Raw genomic sequence first — 19042 nt, forward strand, 5'->3', positions numbered from 1 at the left:
CCCGGGCGCTGAAACCGGGTATATGCGGGGAATGACCTATTGACGGGTCGCAAACACACTCTTGCTGGACTTGATGGAGCTGCGCCAGGTGCTACGGGGCGGCCATTAACCAGTCGTTGGCATTGGCCAACACCTGCTGCCATGCACGGTTACTTACTTTCCGATTTGATGATTATCCTACTGCTTTCGGTAGGCGTAATCCTGCTCTTCAACCGCATCAAGCTGCCCTCTATTATTGGGTACTTGGTGACGGGCATGGTGGCTGGGCCCTATGCCTTGGGCCTGGTACAAGCTCCGGTTAAGGTAAATCACCTGGCCGAGCTCGGGGTAATGCTCCTGATGTTCATTATCGGGCTGGAGTTTTCGCTGCACAGCCTTAGCCGCATCAAGCGCGCGGTGTTTCTGGGCGGTGCGCTGCAGGTAGGCCTCACCATGGCGGCCGTGTATGTTCTGGCGCGCGGCATGGGCAGCCCGCCGGCTACGGCGCTGTTCTGGGGCTTTTTGATAGCCCTGAGCAGCACCGCCATCGTGCTAAAGTTGCTGCAGGATCAGTCGCAGGTAGAGTCGGTACACGGGCAGGTAATCTTGGCCATTCTAATTTTTCAGGATTTGATTGTGGTGCCCATGATGCTGCTGGTGCCGCTGCTCAGCGGGCAGATTATCGGTAGCCCGTGGCTTACGCTCGGCATTATGCTCGCCAAAATGCTTGGGGTACTTGCGCTGGTCGTGCTGGGCGCGAAGTACCTAATGCCGCGCTTATTGCTGGTAATAGCCCGCACCCGCAGCCAGGAGGTATTCCTGCTCACCATTATCGGCACGTGCTTAGGCGTGGCGTGGCTTACGGCCGAAGCAGGGCTATCTATGGCCCTAGGGGCGTTCCTAGCCGGGCTTATCATTTCCGAATCGGAGTACAGCTACGAGGCCGTGAGCAATGTGCTCCCCTTTCGGGAGGTATTTGCCAGCTTCTTCTTCGTGTCCATCGGCATGCTGTTCGATGTGCACGTGCTGCTCGAGCACCCGGTGCAAATTCTGCTGCTTACCCTTGGCGTAATGTCGCTCAAAATCCTGCTCACGCCGGCAGCGGCAGCGTTTTTGCGGGTGCCGGTGCGGGCTGTGCTGTTGGCGGGGTTAGCACTGTGCCAAGTGGGCGAGTTTTCGTTTGTGCTGTCGTTGGCCGGGCTCAAGGCGGGCCTTATCAGCCAAGATAGCTACCAGCTATTTCTGGCCATTTCTATCCTTACCATGTGCCTCACACCGGTAGTAATGCTGGTGGCCGAGCCGGTGGTATCGCGCATGATGCGGCTGCCGCTGCCGCAGGTGCTGGAGCAACATTTACACCCCGAGCCAACCCGGTCGGAGCTCACTACCTCGCTAGGTGAACACGTGCTCAACGACCACCTAGTAGTTATCGGTTACGGGCTGAACGGGCGCAACTTGGTACGAGCTGCCAAGCAAATGCATATTCCTTACATCATCATCGATACCGATGCCGATACGGTGCACCGCCAACTCAAGCGCGGCGAGCCTATTTTGTACGGCGACGCTACCCACCCGCACGTACTCGAGCACGTGCGCATCCAGCGTGCTCGGGTAGTGGTAATCGCCATTTCCGATCCTGCAGGTAGTTTGCGCGTGGTAGCGGCCGTGCGGCGCCTCAACCCCAATGCGTGCGTTATGGTGCGCAGCCTGTACCTGCACGAGCGTAAGGAACTGTACCAATTAGGCGCCACCGAGGTAATTGCCGAAGAAATGGAAACCTCCATTGAAATTCTCGCGCGCGTGCTGGCCCGCTACTTGGTGCCGCTGCACGAGATAGATGTCCTGATCCGGCAGCTGCGCGGCGGCAATCTCGTGCGCAGCCGCTCGCTTACCGATGCGGAGTGGTCGGGCATGCACGTAGGGCTGGCCGGCCACGAGTTAGCTACCGTGCCCGTACCCGACCACGCCACGCTGGTGGGCAAAACCCTTTCCGAATCGGAGATGCGCCAGCAGTACGGCGTAAACCTGCTGGCCATTCGACGCAACGGCCACATGCTCGCTGATATGTGCCCCGATACCGTCATCCACAGCCACGATACGCTGTACGTGTTCGGCAAGCCCGATCGGGTGGAGCGTCTCGCGCACGAGCTGCAGCCTGAACCCGAGCTTGCCTAGCGCAACCGCCCCGCCGGCAAGCGGTAGCGTTTTGCCGGCGGGGCGGTACCACGTGCCCGCAGGCGCCTAGGTCAGGGTAGTATCAATTTCGATGGTACCCGTTAGAGCCTTGTGGATGGGGCACGCGTTGGCTACTTGCAACAGGCGCTTGCGTTGCTCATCCGAAAGCGGGCCCTGCAATTGCACCTGGCGCGTGAGGCGGTGCACCACGTGGTCGGCGCCGCGCTCAAAGCTTACTTCGGTTTGCACCTGCTCCAGCGGCCAGCCTTTGCGGTCGGCGTACATGCGCAGGGTAATGCACGTACAGGCACTCAGCGACGAGGCCAGCAGCTCGGCCGGCGACGGGCCCATGTTTTGCCCGCCCTGCGTTAGCGGTTCATCGGCCAGCAGCGCGTGGCCACTATCACTGGTAAGGTCCGTTACGTACGGGTCGGTGGCGATGCGGCCGATAATGGTAGGCATGGCAGTGGGAGCAAGCGGTGAAGCAAAGAGCACCTAGGCAACCGGCAGCCGGACCGCCTGTGTACTGTTAGTTAGGTGAGCATGGGCACTTCCATCAGCAGCAGCTCGGCGGCGCTATCAGCCTGAATGCTGAGGCGGTCGGTATCCCATACGCCAAACCCGTCGCGGCGGTGCAGGGGCTGGCCGTTGATGGTAACGTCGCCTTCGAGCACGAACGCATACACCCCGTTGCCGGCTTGCTTGAACTGGTACTCGGTGCCGAAGCCCTGATCGAACTTGCCTAGGTGAAACCACGCATCCTGGTGTATCCACACGCCGGCATCGTCGGGGTTGGGCGATACCACCTGCAGTAGCTGGTTGTGGCGCTGCTCGGGGCTGAAAGTTTGCTGATCGTAGCGCGGCGCAACGTTGCGCTTGTTCGGGAACACCCAAATCTGCAGGAATTTTACTTCCTGATCTGGGTTGTGGTTTTTCTCGCTGTGCGCAATGCCGGTGCCGGCGCTCATTACCTGCACATCGTTCTGCCGAATCACGGCCTTGTTGCCCATCGAATCCTGGTGCTCCAAGTCGCCCGACAGCGGGATGGAAATGATTTCCATGTTGTCGTGTGGGTGGCGGCCAAAGCCCATGCCACCGGCTACGGTGTCGTCGTTCAGCACCCGCAGCGCCCCAAAATGGATACGCTCGGGGTTATGATAGTTGGCGAAGCTGAACGTGTGGTAAGAGTTGAGCCAGCCGTGGTTGGCGTGGCCGCGTGTGGCGGCGGGGTGCAATACAGTGCTTGCCATATGCGTAGTGGTAGGCGCTTGGCGCCTTATTGGGTTACAAACTACCTAAGCAGCCCGCATCGGGTGTGGATTTCGGCTGCCCGGTGCGCAAATGTGAACCCCATTACTATACTTTTGCAAGTAGTTACACCGATGTATATCAATATACTCTGTGTAACTTTTGTTGATAATCAGACAAATATGAAAGGGCAAAATCCAAAAAAACTTGCAGGAGGTTGTGCTTTCCGCCAAACGCTCGATGTACTGGAGGGCAAATGGAAGTTTGCCATTATTCACAGCCTGCTAGCAAATGGTACGCTCCGCTTCAAAACGTTGGAGCGCGATGTGGCCGGCATCACTCCGCGTATGCTCATCAAAGAACTGAAGCTGCTCGAAAGCCACGGCATTGTGAGCCGCCAAGCTTACGCCACGGTACCGCCCACGGTAGAGTATTCGCTCACGGAATGCGGCCGCTCCCTAGGTCCCATTATCCAAGCCATTGAGGAGTGGGGGCTGAAGAACCAGGCTGTTATTGGTGGACAAAACCTAGCTACTAAAATTGCCTAAAACACAAACGCCCGACCAATTGGTCGGGCGTTTGTGTTGGTATCTTCAGCGAGGGTATTAGTTAGCCGCGGCGGTAGTGGGGTTCTTCACATACTTGTCCAACCACGCGTTCATCTCCCACAGCATGTGCATGATGTTTTCGCGGGCGGCATAGCCGTGCGATTCGAAGGGCAGCACCACGTAGCGCGTGGTAGCACCGTGGCCTTTCAGGGCCGAGTAGAAACGCTCGGTTTGGATGGGGAAGGTGCCCGAGTTGTTGTCCAACTCGCCGTGAATTAGCAGGATCGGCGTCTTGATCTTGTTAGCGTAGTTGAACGGCGACATGGCGTTGTACACCTCCGGTGCCTGCCAGTAGGTGCGTTCCTCGCCCTGGAAGCCGAACGGCGTGAGGGTGCGGTTGTAAGCGCCGCTGCGCGCAATACCAGCCCGGAACAGATTGGAGTGTGCCAGCAGGTTGGCCGTCATGAAAGCGCCGTACGAGTGGCCCATTACGGCTACTCGGTTCGGATCGACAACGCCTAGGCGCTTGCCTTCGTCGATAGCAGCTTTAGCGCTGCTCACCAACTGCTCAGTGTACGTGTCGTTGGGTTCCTTGCTGCCCTCGCCAACTATCGGAATGCTGGCACCTTGCAGTACAGCGTAGCCCTGCGTTACCCAGAAGATGGGCGAGCCGTAGCCAATGCGCGTAAATGTGTACGGCGACCCCGACACTTGGCCGGCGTTCTTCTTGTCTTTAAACTCCACCGGGTAAGCCTCCATCAGTGTGGGCAGCGGGCCATCGGTGGGCTTGTAGTTGGGCGGCAGGTATAGGTTGGCAGTCAGCTCTATCCCATCGGCACGCTTGTAGCGGAGCACCTGCTTTTTGAAGGAGCCGCCAAAGGCTGCGTAGGGGTTCGGGAACTTGGTGACGGCCGTGAGCTTGCCGCCGCGGGTATCGCGCACGTAATAGTTCGGGGCTTGGTCAACGGCTTCGCGGCGCGTCAGCAGGCGGCGCTTTTCAGCGTCGAGGATGGCCAGCGGTACTTCGTAATACGGAGCCTCCGAGCGCCACCAGCGGGTTGCTTTCTTGGTAGCCAAATCAAGCTCATCTACAAACGGACGGTCGCCTTCGGGCGAGGCACCTAGGCCCGTGAAGTAGATGGTTTTGTTGGCAACATCGGTAAGGAGCACCTGTTGGCCCTGGGCATTGCGCTTGGTGTAAGCCGTGCCGGGGTCGGTGTACTTATCCTGCGACGAACGCTCGTACAGCACTGCCAGCGAGGGCAGGGCGCCCGGCGTTACGCGCCAGGTAATTTCTTTGCGGTCGGCCCAGCGGCTGCCGTACACGAGGGCTACCGAGTTGTTGCCCCAGGTAATGCCGTCGTAGCGCAGCGGCAAGGCTGCAAATTCTTCGGGCTGGCCCGTGAAGGGGGCCGTCAGGGTGAATACTTTGTCGCGAATGGCCGCCTCGGTTTTGGGGTTGCCACCGTCTTGCGCTTCGGCCCAGTACAGGGTAGCCGGAGCATCGCCGCGCCAACCGTGGCTGCGCTGGCCGGTAGGCACCGCGTCGAAAGCCGTGGGCACGTTATCGGCCAAAGGCAAATCGGCGAGGGTTTTCACCGGGTCGCCGGTGGTCAGGTCGTATACCTCCACTTTCAGCGGAAAGCTGCTGATGGGCAGGTTGTAGGAGTACGGCCGGTGGCGAGTTTTTACGAGGATGTACTTGCCGTTGGGCGAAGGCACTGCCGACTGAATGAGGCCCGGCTGGCTAATGGGTTGCAGCTTGCCCTCGAGCGTAACGCGCACCATTTGCGAGGTAGCGTAGTGCTCGAACAGGCGCTCATCGGTGGGATTTTTCAGCAAGTCCTGATAGGTGCGGGCACCGGCAGCCTTGCCGTTGTTTTCCTGCACGGCGGGGCCGGTAGGAGGCGCCGTTGCGCTGGGCGCAGCACCGCGGCCAGCTACCAGGGCACGTACGATAAGCGTTTGGTTATCAGAAACCCACTCGTATGGAGAACCTAGGGTAGCGTTGAGGGTGATACCCGGTACCCGACGCGCCGTGAAGGTGTTTACATCCACCACCCACAGCTCGATGCGGCCTTCGGCTCCGCTGCCGGTGGTGTGGCAAAACGCCAGCTTGCTGTTATCGGGCGACCAGCTTACGTCGCTGATGCGGGCTTGGGTGGGCAGGTTCAGCACGCCCATGTCTTTGCCGTCTTCGAGGCGGCGCAGCATCAGGCCCGTTGAGTAGCTTACCCGGCTCGGGCCGTTGGTACGCGGATTGATGCGCAGGCCGGCCAGGCGCAGCTCGGGCTGCGAGAGTTCGGCAATTGAGGGCATATCCTGCACGGCCAACATGGCCATCCACTTACCGTCCGACGATAGGCTGATGCGGGGCGTAACCGGCGCCTCGACAATGTCGGCAATGGCCCGGGGCGGCGTCTGATACGCGACGTTTTGAGCCTGCGCGACGGCGGTCAAACCCAAAAAGCCTGCGAGTAAAATGTGTTTCATGTAGCAATTGGTGCAGCTAAGGCAGCGTATTAGCTACGAAGATACTATCCAAACCCGCAGTTTTGCCAATTGCTGCCCGGCAAAAGCATGAATTATAGTTTGTTAAATTATCAATTGCCTGCCTTTTGGCTACGCCGGCTAACCCTTTAATATGAGAAAAGCACCATTCAGATAATTGTTCAGCAGAGCTTGATTCAGGCACAGGTAACGCAAAGTTTGGCTTAAGTGTACTGCAGAACTAGCTCATTACTAAAAGCGGCAACGTAAACGATAGATAGGTGTTTATAGTGAAAACCCTATTTTAAATCCGGCCGGCATATAAAACCCCTGATAGCCGTAATCGAGAAGGCCGGTGCGGTAGCGGCTTTTTGGGAAGGCCGAGGTAAACTGCGTGTTGCGGTAGCCAATGCCTAAGTAAAAGTCCAAGTACACGCGCCCTAGGTCGAGGGGGCTTTGGTAGCCCAGCACAGCGGTAGCTCCGTAGCGCCGAATGGTTTCGGTGTAGTCGATGGGGCCGTATTGGTAATACGTCAGGCCATCGTTGGCGAGCAGCTGTTGCCAACCGTTGGCCTTAAACTGCATTTCGAGGCGCTGGTACTGCGGCCCGTAAGCGAGGTAAAAACCGGCCAGCGCAGCATCGGTGTTCGGAATGAGGTAAGTGCGGTGCAGCAACTCCAAGCCCCAACCGCGCATGCGTTCGTCGGGCTGCACTTCGTGGTCGGAGGTGAGCTGCGTAACGCGCCCGCGGTACAGCTGCGGCGTAAGGCTAAGGCTGTGCTTGGGGTGCCCAGGCAGCTGCTTTTCGAACTCCAGCTGGTAGCTGCGGGCCAATGGCTGAAACGCATTTACCTTCAACAAAGCCGTATGTGGCCGAGGCGGTGCCTCCTGTGTTTGGGCTGCCGCGGACATGCTCAGCAGTAGCAACCCGGCACCTAGGGTATGCCAGCGCACAAGGGTGTGGTGGGTGCGGAGCGGCAGCATCAGGGGCGGGCAATGGGCAGCATGCTGAGCTGCGTGAGGGTGTTGCTGCCGCGGCGGTATTGGTACAACCCATCGGCCCCGATTACCAGCAACAGATCTTGGTTCGGAATGACATCAAATGCCTCGATGCGGTGGTGCTCGCGCTGCGTGAGCGTGGGCGAGCGGCGAATGTCGAACACCTTCAGGCCATCGTCGCACACGTACAGCTGCGTGGAGTCGGCACCTAGGCCGTAGGGCTTGGCCATGGGGTACACTTGCGCCAAGCGCGGCTGCTGCAAGTTCTGCAAATCAACTACCTGCAGCTGATTGACACCGCCGCCGCAGGTGCGCCCCTGCCGCAGAGTAAGGTAGGCGTAGCGTCCCTGCACCACCACTGGGTCGCAGCTTACTACGTGCTGAAAATAGCTGAGCTGCCTGGGATTTTGCGGGTTGCTGGCATCGAAAATGAACATGCCCTGCTGCGTGCCGATAAACAGGTAAGGCTCTTTCGGGAAGATGGTTTCGATGCCCACGCCTAAGTTGGTAACGCGCACGGCAGCCGCATTGGTGGGGCTGCTGAGGTCGAACACGCGCAGGCTTTGGTCGTCGACGGTGTAGAGCGTGTTGCCCATGATGGCAAAGCGCGCCATCGAGCCGCCCTGGCCAACGTCGGCGCCTTTGGGGCTGCTGTCGAACGAATCAGAGGAGCAGCCAGCTAGGCCCACGAGCAGGCCGAACAGCAACGTGCCTAGGTAGCCAAAACGGACAAAGTAGGAGTTCGGCATACGGCTAGTTGTTTACTTTTTGCCAGCCCACTACCACAGCATCGGTGGGGCGATTTTCGGGGCGGTACTCGGGCTCAATGCTCGCCGGCTCGGGCGGGGCCAGCTCCGGAAAGGCATTGCGGGTGCGGCCTACCACGCGCGCATCGGCAGGGTTGGCCAGGTTGATGGTTACCAGGTCAACAGCGTTGTCGGCGTAGAGCAGGGCGCCGCGCATGGCCACATCAACGTTGCCCGGAATGCGCAAAAAGCCCACGTTGCGGGGCTGCGCAGGGTCGTGGTTATCGATGATGTGGATGCCTTCGTACCGTTCGTTGATGAACAAGTATTTATCCTTGAGGTAGATTTTGCCCGTGTTGCGCATGGGGCGGGCGGGCACCAGCGCCACCGATTGCTCCAGCGTTGCGCGCGACATGAGAACGGGGCGGTAGGGCGGCAGCACGGGGCGTTCGTCCACATCAATAAAGCAGCCCGAAAGGCCCAGCAGAAGGCCTGCAGAGAGTAGCGGTACGTAGCGTTGGCGCATGAAAAAGGACATTGGCCGGTAAGCCCGCTGCCTGCTCGAGTAAGCACCGCGGGCTTAGGCAAGAGTCGGCCCAACGGCAGATGGTTGCAAGCGTCCGAATTAAATACCGGCCAGCGCCCTAGGGCTTGCGCCAGCCAACGCCCTCGCGCAAAACCACAAACGCCGAGTCGGGTACCTGTTGCTGCTGCATGGCTTGGCGCAAATCGGTTACGGGTTCGGTTAGCCCGTCGTCGGCCATCTGAAAGGTGCCAAAGTGCGTAGCCACGCTGCGCACGGCGCCTAGGTCGCGGTGGGCCTGCACGGCCTGGGCCGGCGACATATGAATGGGCTCCATAAACCACTGCGGCTTGTAGGCGCCAATGGGCAGTATAGCCAGCTGAATTGGACCTTCGCGGCGGGCAATTTCCTGCAGAAATGGCCCGTAGCCCGTGTCGCCGGCGTAATAGAGCTTGCCGGCTTTGGTGCGCAGCACCCAGCCCGCCCACAGCGTGGCGTTGCGGTCGGAGAGGCCGCGGCCTGAAAAGTGCTGCGCCGGTACGCACACCGCCTGCATGGCTTGGCCTAGGTCGCGCTGCTGCCACCAATCCAGCTCGGTGGCGTTGGCAATGCCTTCTTCGTCGAGCAGCTTTTTGACACCTAGGGGCACCAGAATAAGCGGCTTATCGCGCTCGGCTAGGCGCTGCAAGGTAGGTAGGTCGAGGTGGTCGTAGTGGTTGTGGCTGATAACGACGGCATCTATGCGCGGCAGCTCCTCGAAGCGCAGGCCCGGCGGGCGCATGCGCTTGGGGCCAATCCAGCTGAAGGGGCTGCACCGCTCGCTCCAGATGGGGTCGGTGAGGATATTCAGCCCATCAACCTGCAGCAAAAACGTGCCGTGGCCCACAAACGTGAGGCGGACCTTGCCGGCTGCTACTTGCCGGGCCGGAGGCGGGCCAACAAACGCATTAGGCTGCTCGGGCCACTCGTCTTTGTCGCGGTTGAACATCCACTTCAGCACCCCGCCAAAGCCCTTTTCCTCAACAGGTGGCTGATTCACGAACTCCTTGCCATTAAAGTGCTCGGAGCGCGGACCCTTATAGCGTGGCGCCGACAATGAGCAGCCCACCAGCACGGCGCCTGCGGCCAGCACCAGTACTGCAGCTAACAAAGGCAACCAAATGCGGCGGGAGCGAGCCATAGGATAACGGGTAGAGTGGCCGAGTTGTGACTTGCCAGATAGTACCCAACCGCCTAGGTAAATGTTTGCCCACAAGCTCCGCACCGCCGGGGCATAAATGCAATAAGCCCCTCCGTGGTAGCGGAGGGGCTCATACAGCACTGTGATGCATCACAAGTTAGCTAATTTCCAGCAGCGCCCGGCTGGTAGTTACGGTATGGGGCGCTCAGTTTCGGTAGCGGTGTAAGTGTGCGAGTGGATAGCAATACATCGGTTTGGTGCTTGCAAAGTAAGCTGATGGCCGGGGGGGCGCAATCCGTGTCGGCACGGGTTTTTCGCGTAACCTTTGATGTGGCTAGCACGTAGGCGCGCGCCCGAAAAGCCCAAAAGTACCCCTAAAATGCTATTTCAGGTTTAGTGCACGATGCGGCGCGTGGCTAGCAGTTGCCCCTGCGAGTCGGTTACTTGCAGGAAATACACCCCGCTCGGCAGCGGTTTCAAGTCAAGCTCCGCCTCGGAGTTGCTGCTCCGTTGGGAGTGCACTAACTGCCCTAGGGCAGTAACCAAGCTTAGGGTGCAGCTACCGAGGTTTGCGGGCAGTGTTACCCTGAGCTGCTCAGCCGCCGGCTGCGGAAAAACCCCGATGCCACCTATTGCAGTGTTATTGCGCGAGCCCAGCGGCCGGCACTGAATTGCCGCCATCAGGCGTCGCCACAGCTCCGCATCGAACGACGACACGGCCAGTTTGCTGGCGCCCGCCGATTGGCCTTGGCGCACCACCACCAGCCCCAGGCTTGGCACCACGTAAATCTTCTGGTCGTTTTTGCCTAGGGCGGCAATCATATCGGTGGGGGCGGTGGGCACCATAGGCCCATTGAACACCAACTGCGTGGTGGGCAGCATGTGCGAGGGTTGGCCATTCAGCCACCACAAATAGCCGTAGGAGCGGTTGTGGGTCTGTGAAGGCGTAGTCATGGCCTGGAAGTAGGCAGCGTCGCTCAAAATAGCGGTTTGCTCCCAGGTGCCGCGGTTCAAAATTAGCAGGCCAAACCGGGCCATGTCGCGGGCGCGGCTGTAGTACACATCGTTGTACCACAGCCCGCTCATGCCGATGCGCGAGGCCAGGCGCTGGTTGGTGTATTGGTTGATGGTAAGTCCGCTGGCTCGGGCAATTACATCCTGCAGCAAGCGGTAGGGCCCCGTGTGGTAAGCCCAACGGGTGCCGGCATCGGCTAAGTAACGCAAGCAGCCGGCCGAGGTGGTTTCGTTGTCGCAGGGTAGGGGCGGGGTATCGTCGAGGCCAGTAGTCATGCTCAGCTGATGCCGCACGGTAATCAGCCGCTCCTTTGAGGCCGGCGCCGCCGACCAGCCGCGCCCTAGGTACTTAGAGGTGCTATCGGAGAGGCTCAGCAAGCCCTCTTGCTGCGCAATGCCAACCAAGGTAGCCGTCAGCGACTTACCCGCCGAGGCCCAGTACCACAGCGAGTCGCGGGTGTAGGTGCCGTAGTACTGCTCCACCACCATACGGCCGTCCTTCAGCACGATAAACGACTTGGTGCGCTTGCTGGCTAGGTAGTTCAGCAAGGTATCGAGTTGCGGTTGGCACCAACCTAAGCTTTGGGGCGTGGTGGCTGCCCACGTAGTGCCTGAGTTAGGCGGGAAGTACAGCGGACTTTGCGCAACCAGCGGCAAGGCCGCCGTCAGCAGCAGAAACAGCAATGAAAGGCGTAGATGTACAAACATAGTAAGTAGCTAATGTAGCTGCTTGGATGGCAACACCTCCTCAAGGTTTAGCTGCAGGTAGCATTAATTACTGCGTCCTCAGAAATTATTAAGTCTGAAAGTGAATTATATCATAATAATTGTTTGCTATTTGATTGTGCACAATGTAATGTTGCAGTGTAATCCTAAGCGCAGCGCTGTATCATCATGAGCAAACCGGCCACTCCTATCCCCAGCGAGCTGCTGAAGCTAGATAACCAGCTGTGCTTCCCGCTCTATGCTGTGTCGCGCTTGTTCACAAAGGCCTACCAGCCGCTGCTGCAAGAGCTCGACTTAACTTACCCGCAGTACTTGGTGCTGCTGCTGCTCTGGGAACATCCGGAGCTTACGGTAAAAGCCCTAGGTGAAAAACTGCTGCTCGACTCGGGTACCCTCACGCCGTTGCTGAAGCGCATGGAACAGCGCCAGTTGGTAAGCCGCCGCCGCGACCCGCGCGACGAACGCTCCGTGATTATTACCCTGGCGCCAGCGGGCCAGGCGCTACAGCACCGCGCCGAATGCATCCCCGAAGCCTTGCTGGCCAAGCTGCAGCTCAGCCCCGATGAGTTTAACCAGCTCCGCAGCCAGCTCACCCGTTTGTTAACCCAGCTTTCCTAAACGACCGAAAGCTTCATTCCCCTGTTTGCGATGAAAATCGAGAAAGTGTACACGGCGCAAGCCCACGTAAAAGGCGGCCGCAACGGCCAAGTTACCAGCCAGGATAACGCCCTTAACCTCGAGCTCAGCACGCCCAAAGCCATGGGCGGCACGGGCAAAGAAGGTGCTACCAACCCCGAGCAGCTGTTTGCCGCTGGCTATGCTGCCTGCTTCGAGGGTGCCCTAGGTGTAGCTGCCCGCCAGGCCAAGGTGGCCCTACAAGGCGTAACCATCGAAAGCTTTGTGCACTTTGGCAAAGCCGAGGACGGCGGCTTTGGTATTGCGGCTGACCTGCACGTAAACATCCCCGGTGTGGAGCAAGGCCAAGCCGAAGAGCTGGTAGCCCAGGCGCACCAAATTTGCCCTTACTCGCGCGCTACCCGCGGCAACATCGAGGTGAACCTGCGCACCACCACCAACAACTAAGCTTAACCCCGCACCGGGTTTCGCAGTTATAGCACACCGGCGCCTCCTGCTGTAGGAGGCGCCGGTGTTGTTTTTTCACGCATTGCTGAGCTGCCTGCTATGACCACTCGCACCATCGTCCTCGACCACCGGCCCCAAGGCAAACCCACGCCCAACACGTTTCGCTACGAAACCAGCGAGGTAGCTGCGCCCGCCGATGGCCAAGTGCTGCTGAAAACCCTATACGTATCCGTGGACCCCTACATGCGGGGCCGCATGAGCGACGCAAAGTCGTACGTGCCGCCCTTCGAGGTGGGGCAGTCCATCAGCGGTGGGGTAGTGGCGCAGGTGGTAGAAAGCCGCGTGGGGCAGCTGCCGGTAGGCACCTTGGTGGTAGGCAACTTGGCCTGGAGCGAGTACCAACTTGCGGGCAGCCGCGGGCTGCAAGCAGTGCCTGCCGATGCTGCACCCATCAGTTACTACCTAGGGCTGCTTGGCATGACGGGCCTTACCGCCTACTTCGGCTTGCTCGATATTTGCCAACCCAAAGCAGGCGAAACCGTGGTGGTATCGGGCGCGGCCGGCGCTGTGGGCATGGTGGTGGGCCAATTGGCCAAAATTCAGGGCGCGCGGGTAGTGGGCACCGCCGGCTCCGATGAGAAAGTAGCTTACCTGAAAAATGAGTTGGGTTTCGACGAGGCCATCAACTACAAAACTGCCGGCAATCTAGCCCAGGCCCTAGGTGCCGCCTGCCCCAACGGCGTCGACTGCTACTTCGACAACGTGGGCGGTGCCATTACCGATGCCGTGTACGACCTACTGAACAAGCACGCGCGCATCGCCTTGTGTGGTCAAATCTCGATTTACAACGCCACCGAGCAGCCCGCTGGGCCTAGGCCCGAACCCAAGCTGCTCAAAACAAGTGCGCTGCTCAAAGGCTTTATCGTGAGCGACTACCTGCCGCGCTGGCCCGAAGGCGTAAAGGCCCTGACGGAGTGGTACCAGCAAGGCAAGCTGAAGTTTGAGGAAACCGTAACCGAAGGCTTCGAGCAAATTCCGGAAGCATTCCTTGGTTTGTTTAGCGGCGAAAACACCGGCAAGGCCGTGGTGAAAGTAGCCGACCCGGAGTAGCGCGGACTTTGGCTACGCCGACCCTCGGTTGTAGTCCGCGTCCGCAAATAGAAACCTAATCGTTGTTGGTAGCGCAGTGTAGCGTGGGCTTCAGCCCGCGTTTGCGTGAACAACGTCGTTGGTACATCTGTAGCTCACAACGATTACGTGCTGGCAAACGCGGGCTGAAGCCCACGCTACACCGCGCTACAGGGCTACTTCCTATCTTTGCACCCGGAATGATGAAGCGGTTGATTATAGCGCTGTTGAGCTGGCACTTGTTTGCCGTGAGCCTTGTGCCCGCTGGCAATGCGCTGGAGTTGCTGAAGATTCCGCAATTGGTTGATCATTACCAGCAGCAGCACGCTGGTAGCTCTGTTCTGCGCTTCCTCTACGACCACTACGCCGGCCTGCATAACCAGCAGCGCCAGCAAGACCACGAGTCGCTGCCCCTGCACACTTGCTTGCACCAGGCCACCGCGCTGGCTTTGCCGCCGGTGCTGCGCTTGGCACTGCCCCAGCCGCTGGAGTTCTCGGAGGCGCAGCAGTACGGCGGCGAGTACGTGGTTTCGGCCCCGCGGGGCGTGTCGCGCACGTACTTTCAGCCCCCGCGCTCGGTAGCCGCCCCTGTGGCAAGCCGGGCGTAGGCTAGCGGCCCTGGCTTGGGCGAGGCAGCGCGGTGCACCCTAGGTGCACCGGCCGCCCGTTGCAGTACAGCCAGCCTCCACATGAAAGTTGCCCTTGGCGGCAACGTGCTTTTCATGTTCAATAAGCTTATTGCGCTAAGCCTCCGGCACAAGCTAGGGGTAGGCGTCGGAGTAGTAGCCCTGTTGGTGTGGGGCCTCTACGCATTGCGGCATCTGCCCATCGATGCCGTGCCCGACATCACCAACAACCAGGTTATCGTTTACACGGTGTCGCCCTCGCTGAGCGCGGCCGATGTAGAACGCTTGGTAACCTTCCCCGTCGAGCAAAGCGTGGCCACCATTCCGGGCCGCGAAGAGGTGCGCTCGTTTTCGCGCGCAGGCCTCTCGGTAGTTACCATTGTGTTCGGCGACGCCATCGACAACTACTGGGCGCGGCAGCAAGTGGCCGAACGATTGCGCGCGGCCGGAGCACAAATACCGCCCGGCCTTGGGCAGCCCGAGATGGGGCCGCCCACCACCGGCCTGGGCGAAATATACCAGTACACCATCCGCACCAAGCCGGGCTTCGAGAAGAAGTACTCGCTATCCGAGCTGCGCACTTTGCAAGATTGGGTAGTGCGCCGCCAGTTGCTGGGCACGCCCGGCGTGGCCGATGTATCGTCGTTTGGGGGCTACATGCGCCAGTACGAAGTGGCCGTGGAGCCGGCGCGGCTGCGCAGCCTGGGGCTTACCGTGGCCGATTTGCAAGAAGCCCTGAGCCGCAACAACGGCAACGCCGGCGGGGGCTACCTCGTGCGCAACCCGCAGGCGTGGTTTATCCGGACCGAGGGCTTGGCGCAATCCGAGGCTGATATTGGCCGGGCAGTGGTGCGCCCCGCCACCGAAAGCCGCGGGCCCATCCTCATCCGCGATGTGGCCGATGTGCGCGCCGGTGCCGCACCGCGCTTTGGTGCCATGACGCGCAACCACCACGGCGAAACCGTGGGCGGCTTGGTGCTGATGCTGCGCGGCGCCAACTCCTCGGAAGTAGTGGAGGCGGTGAAAGTCAAAATGGCCGCCATCCAGAAAACACTGCCCGCCGGCCTCGAAATCACGCCCTTCCTCGACCGCACCAAGCTTGTCGATCAGGCCATCAGCACCGTAGCCAAAAACCTCGCCGAGGGCGCCCTAATTGTGATTTTCGTGCTGGTGCTGTTCTTGGGCAACTGGCGGGCGGGTTTGCTGGTGGCGTCGGTTATTCCGCTGGCCATGTTGTTTGCCATTGGCATGATGCACGTGTTCGGCGTGTCGGGCAACCTCATGAGCCTAGGGGCTATCGACTTTGGCCTGATCGTGGACGGCGCCGTTATCATCGTGGAAGCCACCATGCACCGGCTCAGCACGCGTTTCGGGCAGGCCCACGGCAGCGGCGAGTTGCCCCTCACCAACGACGACCTTTCGCCCGCCGAAATGGACGAAGAGGTGTACGATGCCGCCTCCCGCATTCAGCAGTCGGCTTCGTTCGGGCAGTTTATCATCCTGATGGTGTACTTGCCTATTTTGGCCCTCACCGGCATCGAAGGCAAAATGTTCCGGCCCATGGCCGAAACCGTGGCCTTTGCCATCCTGGGCGCCTTTATTTTGTCGCTGACGTACGTGCCGGTGATGTCGGCGCTGCTGCTGCGCAAGGGCGTGCACGGCGGCTGGTCCGATAAAGTGCTGGCCAAGCTGGGGGCGCGGTACCGGGCATTGGTGCAGCGCGTGCTAACCGTGCCGCAGTTGGTGTTGGGTGCTGCCGCGGCGCTGCTCGTTGGGGCCGTGGTGCTGCTCGGCACCCTAGGTGGCGAGTTCATACCGACGCTGGAGGAGGGCGACTTTGCCGTGGAAACCCGCGTGCTGCCCGGCTCGTCGCTCGATTACACCATCAAGCAAGCCCAACAAGCCTCTGATTTGCTGAAGCAACAGTTTCCGGAGGTGAAGGAAGTTGTGGCCAAAATCGGGTCTTCCGAAATTCCCATCGACCCAATGCCGCTCGAAGCCTGCGACCTTATTGTAGTATTGAAAGACCGCAAGGAATGGTCGTCGGCCGAAAACCGCGAGGACTTGGCCGCCAAAATGGCCCACGCCCTGCGCGTGCTGCCCGGCGTGACGTTCGGTTTTCAGCAGCCCATTCAAATGCGCTTCAATGAGCTGATCAGCGGCGCGCGGCAGGATGTGGTGGTGAAGATTTACGGCGAAGACCTCGACCAGCTTGCCGGTTACGCCCGGCAAGTAGGCAACCTCGTGAAACAAGTACCCGGCGCGGCCGACCTTTATGTGGAGCAGGCTACCGGCCTGGCCCAAATTGTGGTGCGCCCCGACCGCGAACGACTGGCGCAGTTTGGCTTGAGCGTCGATGACCTCAACCAAAGCATTGCCGCGGCCTTTGCAGGCGCGGGGGCTGGCCAAGTGTTCGAGGGCGACCGGCGCTTCGACCTTGTGGTGCGCCTCGCCGACCAGTACCGCCACGACATTAGCCAGGTGCGCGCCCTCAACGTGCCGCTACCAGCGGGCGGGCAGGTACCCCTCGAACAAGTTGCACAGGTTGATTACCAAGTTGGCCCCAGCCAGATTCAGCGCGACAACGCCCAGCGCCGCATTACGGTGGGCTTCAACGTACGCGGCCGCGATGTGCAGCGCGTGGTGGAGGAGGTGCAGGCGCTGGTGCAAAGCAAGGTGAAGCTCAGCCCGGGCTACAACGTAACCTACGGCGGGCAGTTTGAGAACCTTCGCCAGGCCAACGAACGGCTGGGCATTGCGGTGCCGGTGGCGCTGCTCATGATTTTCGGTTTGCTGTTCCTCACGTTCGGCTCGCTCAAGCAAGCGGTGCTCATCTTCACGGCTATTCCGCTGGCGGCGGTGGGCGGCGTGGCGGCTTTGTGGCTGCGCGGCTTGCCGTTCAGTATTTCGGCGGGGGTGGGCTTTATTGCGCTGTTTGGGGTGGCAGTGCTCAACGGCATTGTGCTGCTGAGCGCGTTTAACACGCTGCGCGATTTTGGCGTGCGCGATGTGCGCGAACGGGTGCTGCGCGGCACTGAGGAGCGCCTGCGCCCCGTGCTGATGACGGCCACGGTGGCGTCCCTAGGTTTCTTGCCGATGGCCTTGGCCGGCACCGCTGGTGCCGAGGTGCAACGGCCGCTGGCCACTGTGGTAATTGGCGGGCTGGTATCGGCTACGCTGCTTACGCTGCTGGTGCTGCCGGTGCTGTATTACCTCAGCGAGGCCGAAGGCGGTTTTTGGCGCAATTTGCTGGGCCGCGCATCTAAGTCGAAAGCGGTAGCCGCAATAGGAGCGGGGCTGGTGCTGTTGCTGCCCGCCGCGGCTTCGGCCCAAACACCCGCTCCCGACCGCAGCACAGCCCCGGCGCCGCTTACCGCAACCGGCGCGGTGCAAGCTGCCCTAGGTAGAAGCGGCGACGTGCGTGCGGCCAGCTATCAGTTATCGGCCCGTACTGCGGTGCGCGGAGCGGTTTGGGAGCTGCCGCGCACCACGGTGCAAGCGGGCTACGGGCAGTTCAACTCGCCGTACATGGATAATCAGTTTTCCGTTGCGCAGCCGCTGCCCGCCCTAGGTCAGTACCGCGCCCTGATGGGCTTGGCAGCGGCGCAAGTAGCCGTAGCCGAAACGGAGCTGGATATGCGCCGCGCCGAGCTGCGCCGGCAGGTGCGTGCTACTTACCAGCAAGCCGTTCATGCCCGGCACCGGCTGGTATTGCTGCGCAGTCAGGATAGCCTCAGCCGTGCTTTTCGCCGGGCGGCCGAATTGCGGTTTAAAACCGGCGAGGCAGCCCGCATCGAACCCGCCACGGCCGTGGTGCAGCAGGGTGAAACGCAGATAGCTACCGCCCGCACCCGCACCGATTACCTCGCGGCCCGCCGCCAGCTGCAAGCTTTGCTGCAGTGGCCCGGCCTGCCCGTGCCCGCCGACAGTTTGCTGCAGCCTTTGCCGTTGCCTACCGAAGTGGTAACCCTCCTAGGTGATTCGTTGCAGGCCACGGCCGACACCACCAATGCTACCGACCCCACGGCCCGCCTGCTAAACCGGCAAGCCGCCGAGCGCCAGGCCGAAGCCTTGGTGCTGCGGCGCAGCCGTCGCCCCGAGTTGGGCCTTACGTACCTCAATCAGTCGTTGCGCGGCAATATCCTCTACAAAGGCACCGAGCGTTTCTACGGCCCCGGCAACCGCTTTCAGGCGGCGCAACTCAGCCTAAACGTACCCCTCTGGACGCGCCCGTACAAAGCCCGCGAAGAAGCTGCTCGGCTGCAGCAGCTGGCAGCGCAAGAGGCATACCGCCGCCGCGTAGCCGAAGTCGCGGCTAACCAAGCGTCGTTGTTGGCTAGGTTGCGCGAGCAGCAGCAGCGCATGGCTTTCTATCAGCAAACGGGCTTGCCGCAGGCGGCGCTCATTTTGCGGTTGGCCGGCAAAGGCTGGCGCGCCGGCGAGATGGATTTTGCCGAGTACTTGCTGCACGCCGAACGCGCCCAGCGCCTGCGCGCCGATTATCTCGATGCCATATTGGCTTACAACCAAACGGTGCTCGAACTAGAGTACCTACTAGGCCGCACCGATTAGGCCTG

The 19042-nt window shown here is 60.5% G+C and carries 15 protein-coding genes; 7 read left to right on the forward strand and 8 right to left on the reverse strand.

Annotated elements, in window-relative coordinates:
* The first annotated feature begins 141 nt into the window (after window positions 1-141).
* Window positions 142-2154, forward strand: a complete 2013-nt coding sequence (locus ASU33_RS00895; RefSeq protein ID WP_059067218.1) for a monovalent cation:proton antiporter family protein — start codon at window positions 142-144, stop codon at window positions 2152-2154.
* 66 nt (window positions 2155-2220) lie between these two features.
* Here the strand turns inward: ASU33_RS00895 and ASU33_RS00900 are convergent, their stop codons facing one another.
* A complete protein-coding gene (locus ASU33_RS00900; RefSeq protein ID WP_059067221.1) occupies window positions 2221-2616 on the reverse strand; it encodes an OsmC family protein in 396 nt (131 codons plus the stop codon).
* 71 nt (window positions 2617-2687) lie between these two features.
* Window positions 2688-3404 carry a pirin family protein gene (locus ASU33_RS00905; RefSeq protein WP_059067223.1) on the reverse strand — a complete coding sequence of 239 codons (717 nt, stop codon included), beginning with the start codon at window positions 3402-3404 and terminating at the stop codon, window positions 2688-2690.
* Window positions 3405-3584: 180 nt separating this feature from the next.
* Here ASU33_RS00905 and ASU33_RS00910 point away from each other — a divergent pair, with 180 nt between their 5' ends.
* Window positions 3585-3950, forward strand: coding sequence for a winged helix-turn-helix transcriptional regulator (locus ASU33_RS00910; RefSeq protein WP_059067225.1), 366 nt, complete (start codon window positions 3585-3587; stop codon window positions 3948-3950).
* 57 nt (window positions 3951-4007) lie between these two features.
* Here ASU33_RS00910 and ASU33_RS00915 read toward each other — a convergent pair whose 3' ends face one another.
* From ASU33_RS00915 to ASU33_RS00940, 6 genes are all read right to left on the reverse strand, one after another.
* Complete coding sequence (locus tag ASU33_RS00915; protein ID WP_059067227.1) at window positions 4008-6443, reverse strand: S9 family peptidase; 2436 nt, start codon at window positions 6441-6443, stop codon at window positions 4008-4010.
* A gap of 282 nt (window positions 6444-6725) precedes the next feature.
* Entirely contained in the window at window positions 6726-7424 is a 699-nt protein-coding gene (locus ASU33_RS00920; RefSeq protein ID WP_059067229.1) for a hypothetical protein, read from the reverse strand.
* Window positions 7424-8188 (reverse strand): LVIVD repeat-containing protein, encoded by a 765-nt coding sequence (locus tag ASU33_RS00925; RefSeq protein WP_059067231.1) that lies wholly within the window; start codon window positions 8186-8188, stop codon window positions 7424-7426. Before ASU33_RS00925 ends, ASU33_RS00920 begins: the two co-directional genes overlap by 1 nt.
* 4 nt (window positions 8189-8192) lie before the next feature.
* Entirely contained in the window at window positions 8193-8723 is a 531-nt protein-coding gene (locus tag ASU33_RS00930) for an LVIVD repeat-containing protein (protein WP_078062767.1), read from the reverse strand.
* Between the two features lie 106 nt (window positions 8724-8829).
* Window positions 8830-9888 (reverse strand): MBL fold metallo-hydrolase, encoded by a 1059-nt coding sequence (locus ASU33_RS00935; RefSeq protein WP_059067233.1) that lies wholly within the window; start codon window positions 9886-9888, stop codon window positions 8830-8832.
* Window positions 9889-10281: 393 nt separating this feature from the next.
* On the reverse strand, window positions 10282-11610 hold the full coding sequence (locus ASU33_RS00940; RefSeq protein WP_078062768.1) for a serine hydrolase domain-containing protein: 1329 nt from the start codon (window positions 11608-11610) through the stop codon (window positions 10282-10284).
* 186 nt (window positions 11611-11796) lie between these two features.
* On the opposite strand from ASU33_RS00940, the gene ASU33_RS00945 reads away from it, so the two are divergent.
* The 5 genes from ASU33_RS00945 to ASU33_RS00965 all read left to right on the forward strand — a co-directional run bounded on the left by ASU33_RS00945 (window position 11797) and on the right by ASU33_RS00965 (window position 19037).
* Window positions 11797-12246, forward strand: coding sequence for a MarR family winged helix-turn-helix transcriptional regulator (locus ASU33_RS00945; protein WP_059067235.1), 450 nt, complete (start codon window positions 11797-11799; stop codon window positions 12244-12246).
* Window positions 12247-12276: 30 nt separating this feature from the next.
* Window positions 12277-12711 (forward strand): organic hydroperoxide resistance protein, encoded by a 435-nt coding sequence (locus ASU33_RS00950; protein ID WP_059067237.1) that lies wholly within the window; start codon window positions 12277-12279, stop codon window positions 12709-12711.
* A gap of 99 nt (window positions 12712-12810) precedes the next feature.
* On the forward strand, window positions 12811-13821 hold the full coding sequence (locus tag ASU33_RS00955) for an NADP-dependent oxidoreductase (protein WP_059067239.1): 1011 nt from the start codon (window positions 12811-12813) through the stop codon (window positions 13819-13821).
* A gap of 218 nt (window positions 13822-14039) precedes the next feature.
* Window positions 14040-14447 carry a hypothetical protein gene (locus ASU33_RS00960; RefSeq protein WP_059067241.1) on the forward strand — a complete coding sequence of 136 codons (408 nt, stop codon included), beginning with the start codon at window positions 14040-14042 and terminating at the stop codon, window positions 14445-14447.
* A gap of 81 nt (window positions 14448-14528) precedes the next feature.
* Complete coding sequence (locus ASU33_RS00965) at window positions 14529-19037, forward strand: CusA/CzcA family heavy metal efflux RND transporter (protein WP_350308172.1); 4509 nt, start codon at window positions 14529-14531, stop codon at window positions 19035-19037.
* Window positions 19038-19042 lie beyond the last annotated feature (5 nt).

This window comes from Solirubrum puertoriconensis (genome assembly GCF_001483135.1).
GTDB classification, from domain to species: domain Bacteria; phylum Bacteroidota; class Bacteroidia; order Cytophagales; family Hymenobacteraceae; genus Solirubrum; species Solirubrum puertoriconensis.

Bases quoted from the DNA above. Each gene is read 5' to 3' on its own strand.
- ASU33_RS00920 (WP_059067229.1), bottom strand. From the start codon at position 7,424: ATGCTGCCGCTCCGCACCCACCACACCCTTGTGCGCTGGCATACCCTA.
- ASU33_RS00935 (WP_059067233.1), bottom strand. From the start codon at position 9,888: ATGGCTCGCTCCCGCCGCATTTGGTTGCCTTTGTTAGCTGCAGTACTG.
- ASU33_RS00915 (WP_059067227.1), bottom strand. From the start codon at position 6,443: ATGAAACACATTTTACTCGCAGGCTTTTTGGGTTTGACCGCCGTCGCG.
- ASU33_RS00925 (WP_059067231.1), bottom strand. From the start codon at position 8,188: ATGCCGAACTCCTACTTTGTCCGTTTTGGCTACCTAGGCACGTTGCTG.
- ASU33_RS00960 (WP_059067241.1), top strand. From the start codon at position 14,040: ATGATGAAGCGGTTGATTATAGCGCTGTTGAGCTGGCACTTGTTTGCC.
- ASU33_RS00950 (WP_059067237.1), top strand. From the start codon at position 12,277: ATGAAAATCGAGAAAGTGTACACGGCGCAAGCCCACGTAAAAGGCGGC.
- ASU33_RS00940 (WP_078062768.1), bottom strand. From the start codon at position 11,610: ATGTTTGTACATCTACGCCTTTCATTGCTGTTTCTGCTGCTGACGGCG.
- ASU33_RS00930 (WP_078062767.1), bottom strand. From the start codon at position 8,723: ATGTCCTTTTTCATGCGCCAACGCTACGTACCGCTACTCTCTGCAGGC.
- ASU33_RS00945 (WP_059067235.1), top strand. From the start codon at position 11,797: ATGAGCAAACCGGCCACTCCTATCCCCAGCGAGCTGCTGAAGCTAGAT.
- ASU33_RS00965 (WP_350308172.1), top strand. From the start codon at position 14,529: ATGAAAGTTGCCCTTGGCGGCAACGTGCTTTTCATGTTCAATAAGCTT.
- ASU33_RS00900 (WP_059067221.1), bottom strand. From the start codon at position 2,616: ATGCCTACCATTATCGGCCGCATCGCCACCGACCCGTACGTAACGGAC.
- ASU33_RS00910 (WP_059067225.1), top strand. From the start codon at position 3,585: ATGAAAGGGCAAAATCCAAAAAAACTTGCAGGAGGTTGTGCTTTCCGC.
- ASU33_RS00895 (WP_059067218.1), top strand. From the start codon at position 142: ATGCACGGTTACTTACTTTCCGATTTGATGATTATCCTACTGCTTTCG.
- ASU33_RS00955 (WP_059067239.1), top strand. From the start codon at position 12,811: ATGACCACTCGCACCATCGTCCTCGACCACCGGCCCCAAGGCAAACCC.
- ASU33_RS00905 (WP_059067223.1), bottom strand. From the start codon at position 3,404: ATGGCAAGCACTGTATTGCACCCCGCCGCCACACGCGGCCACGCCAAC.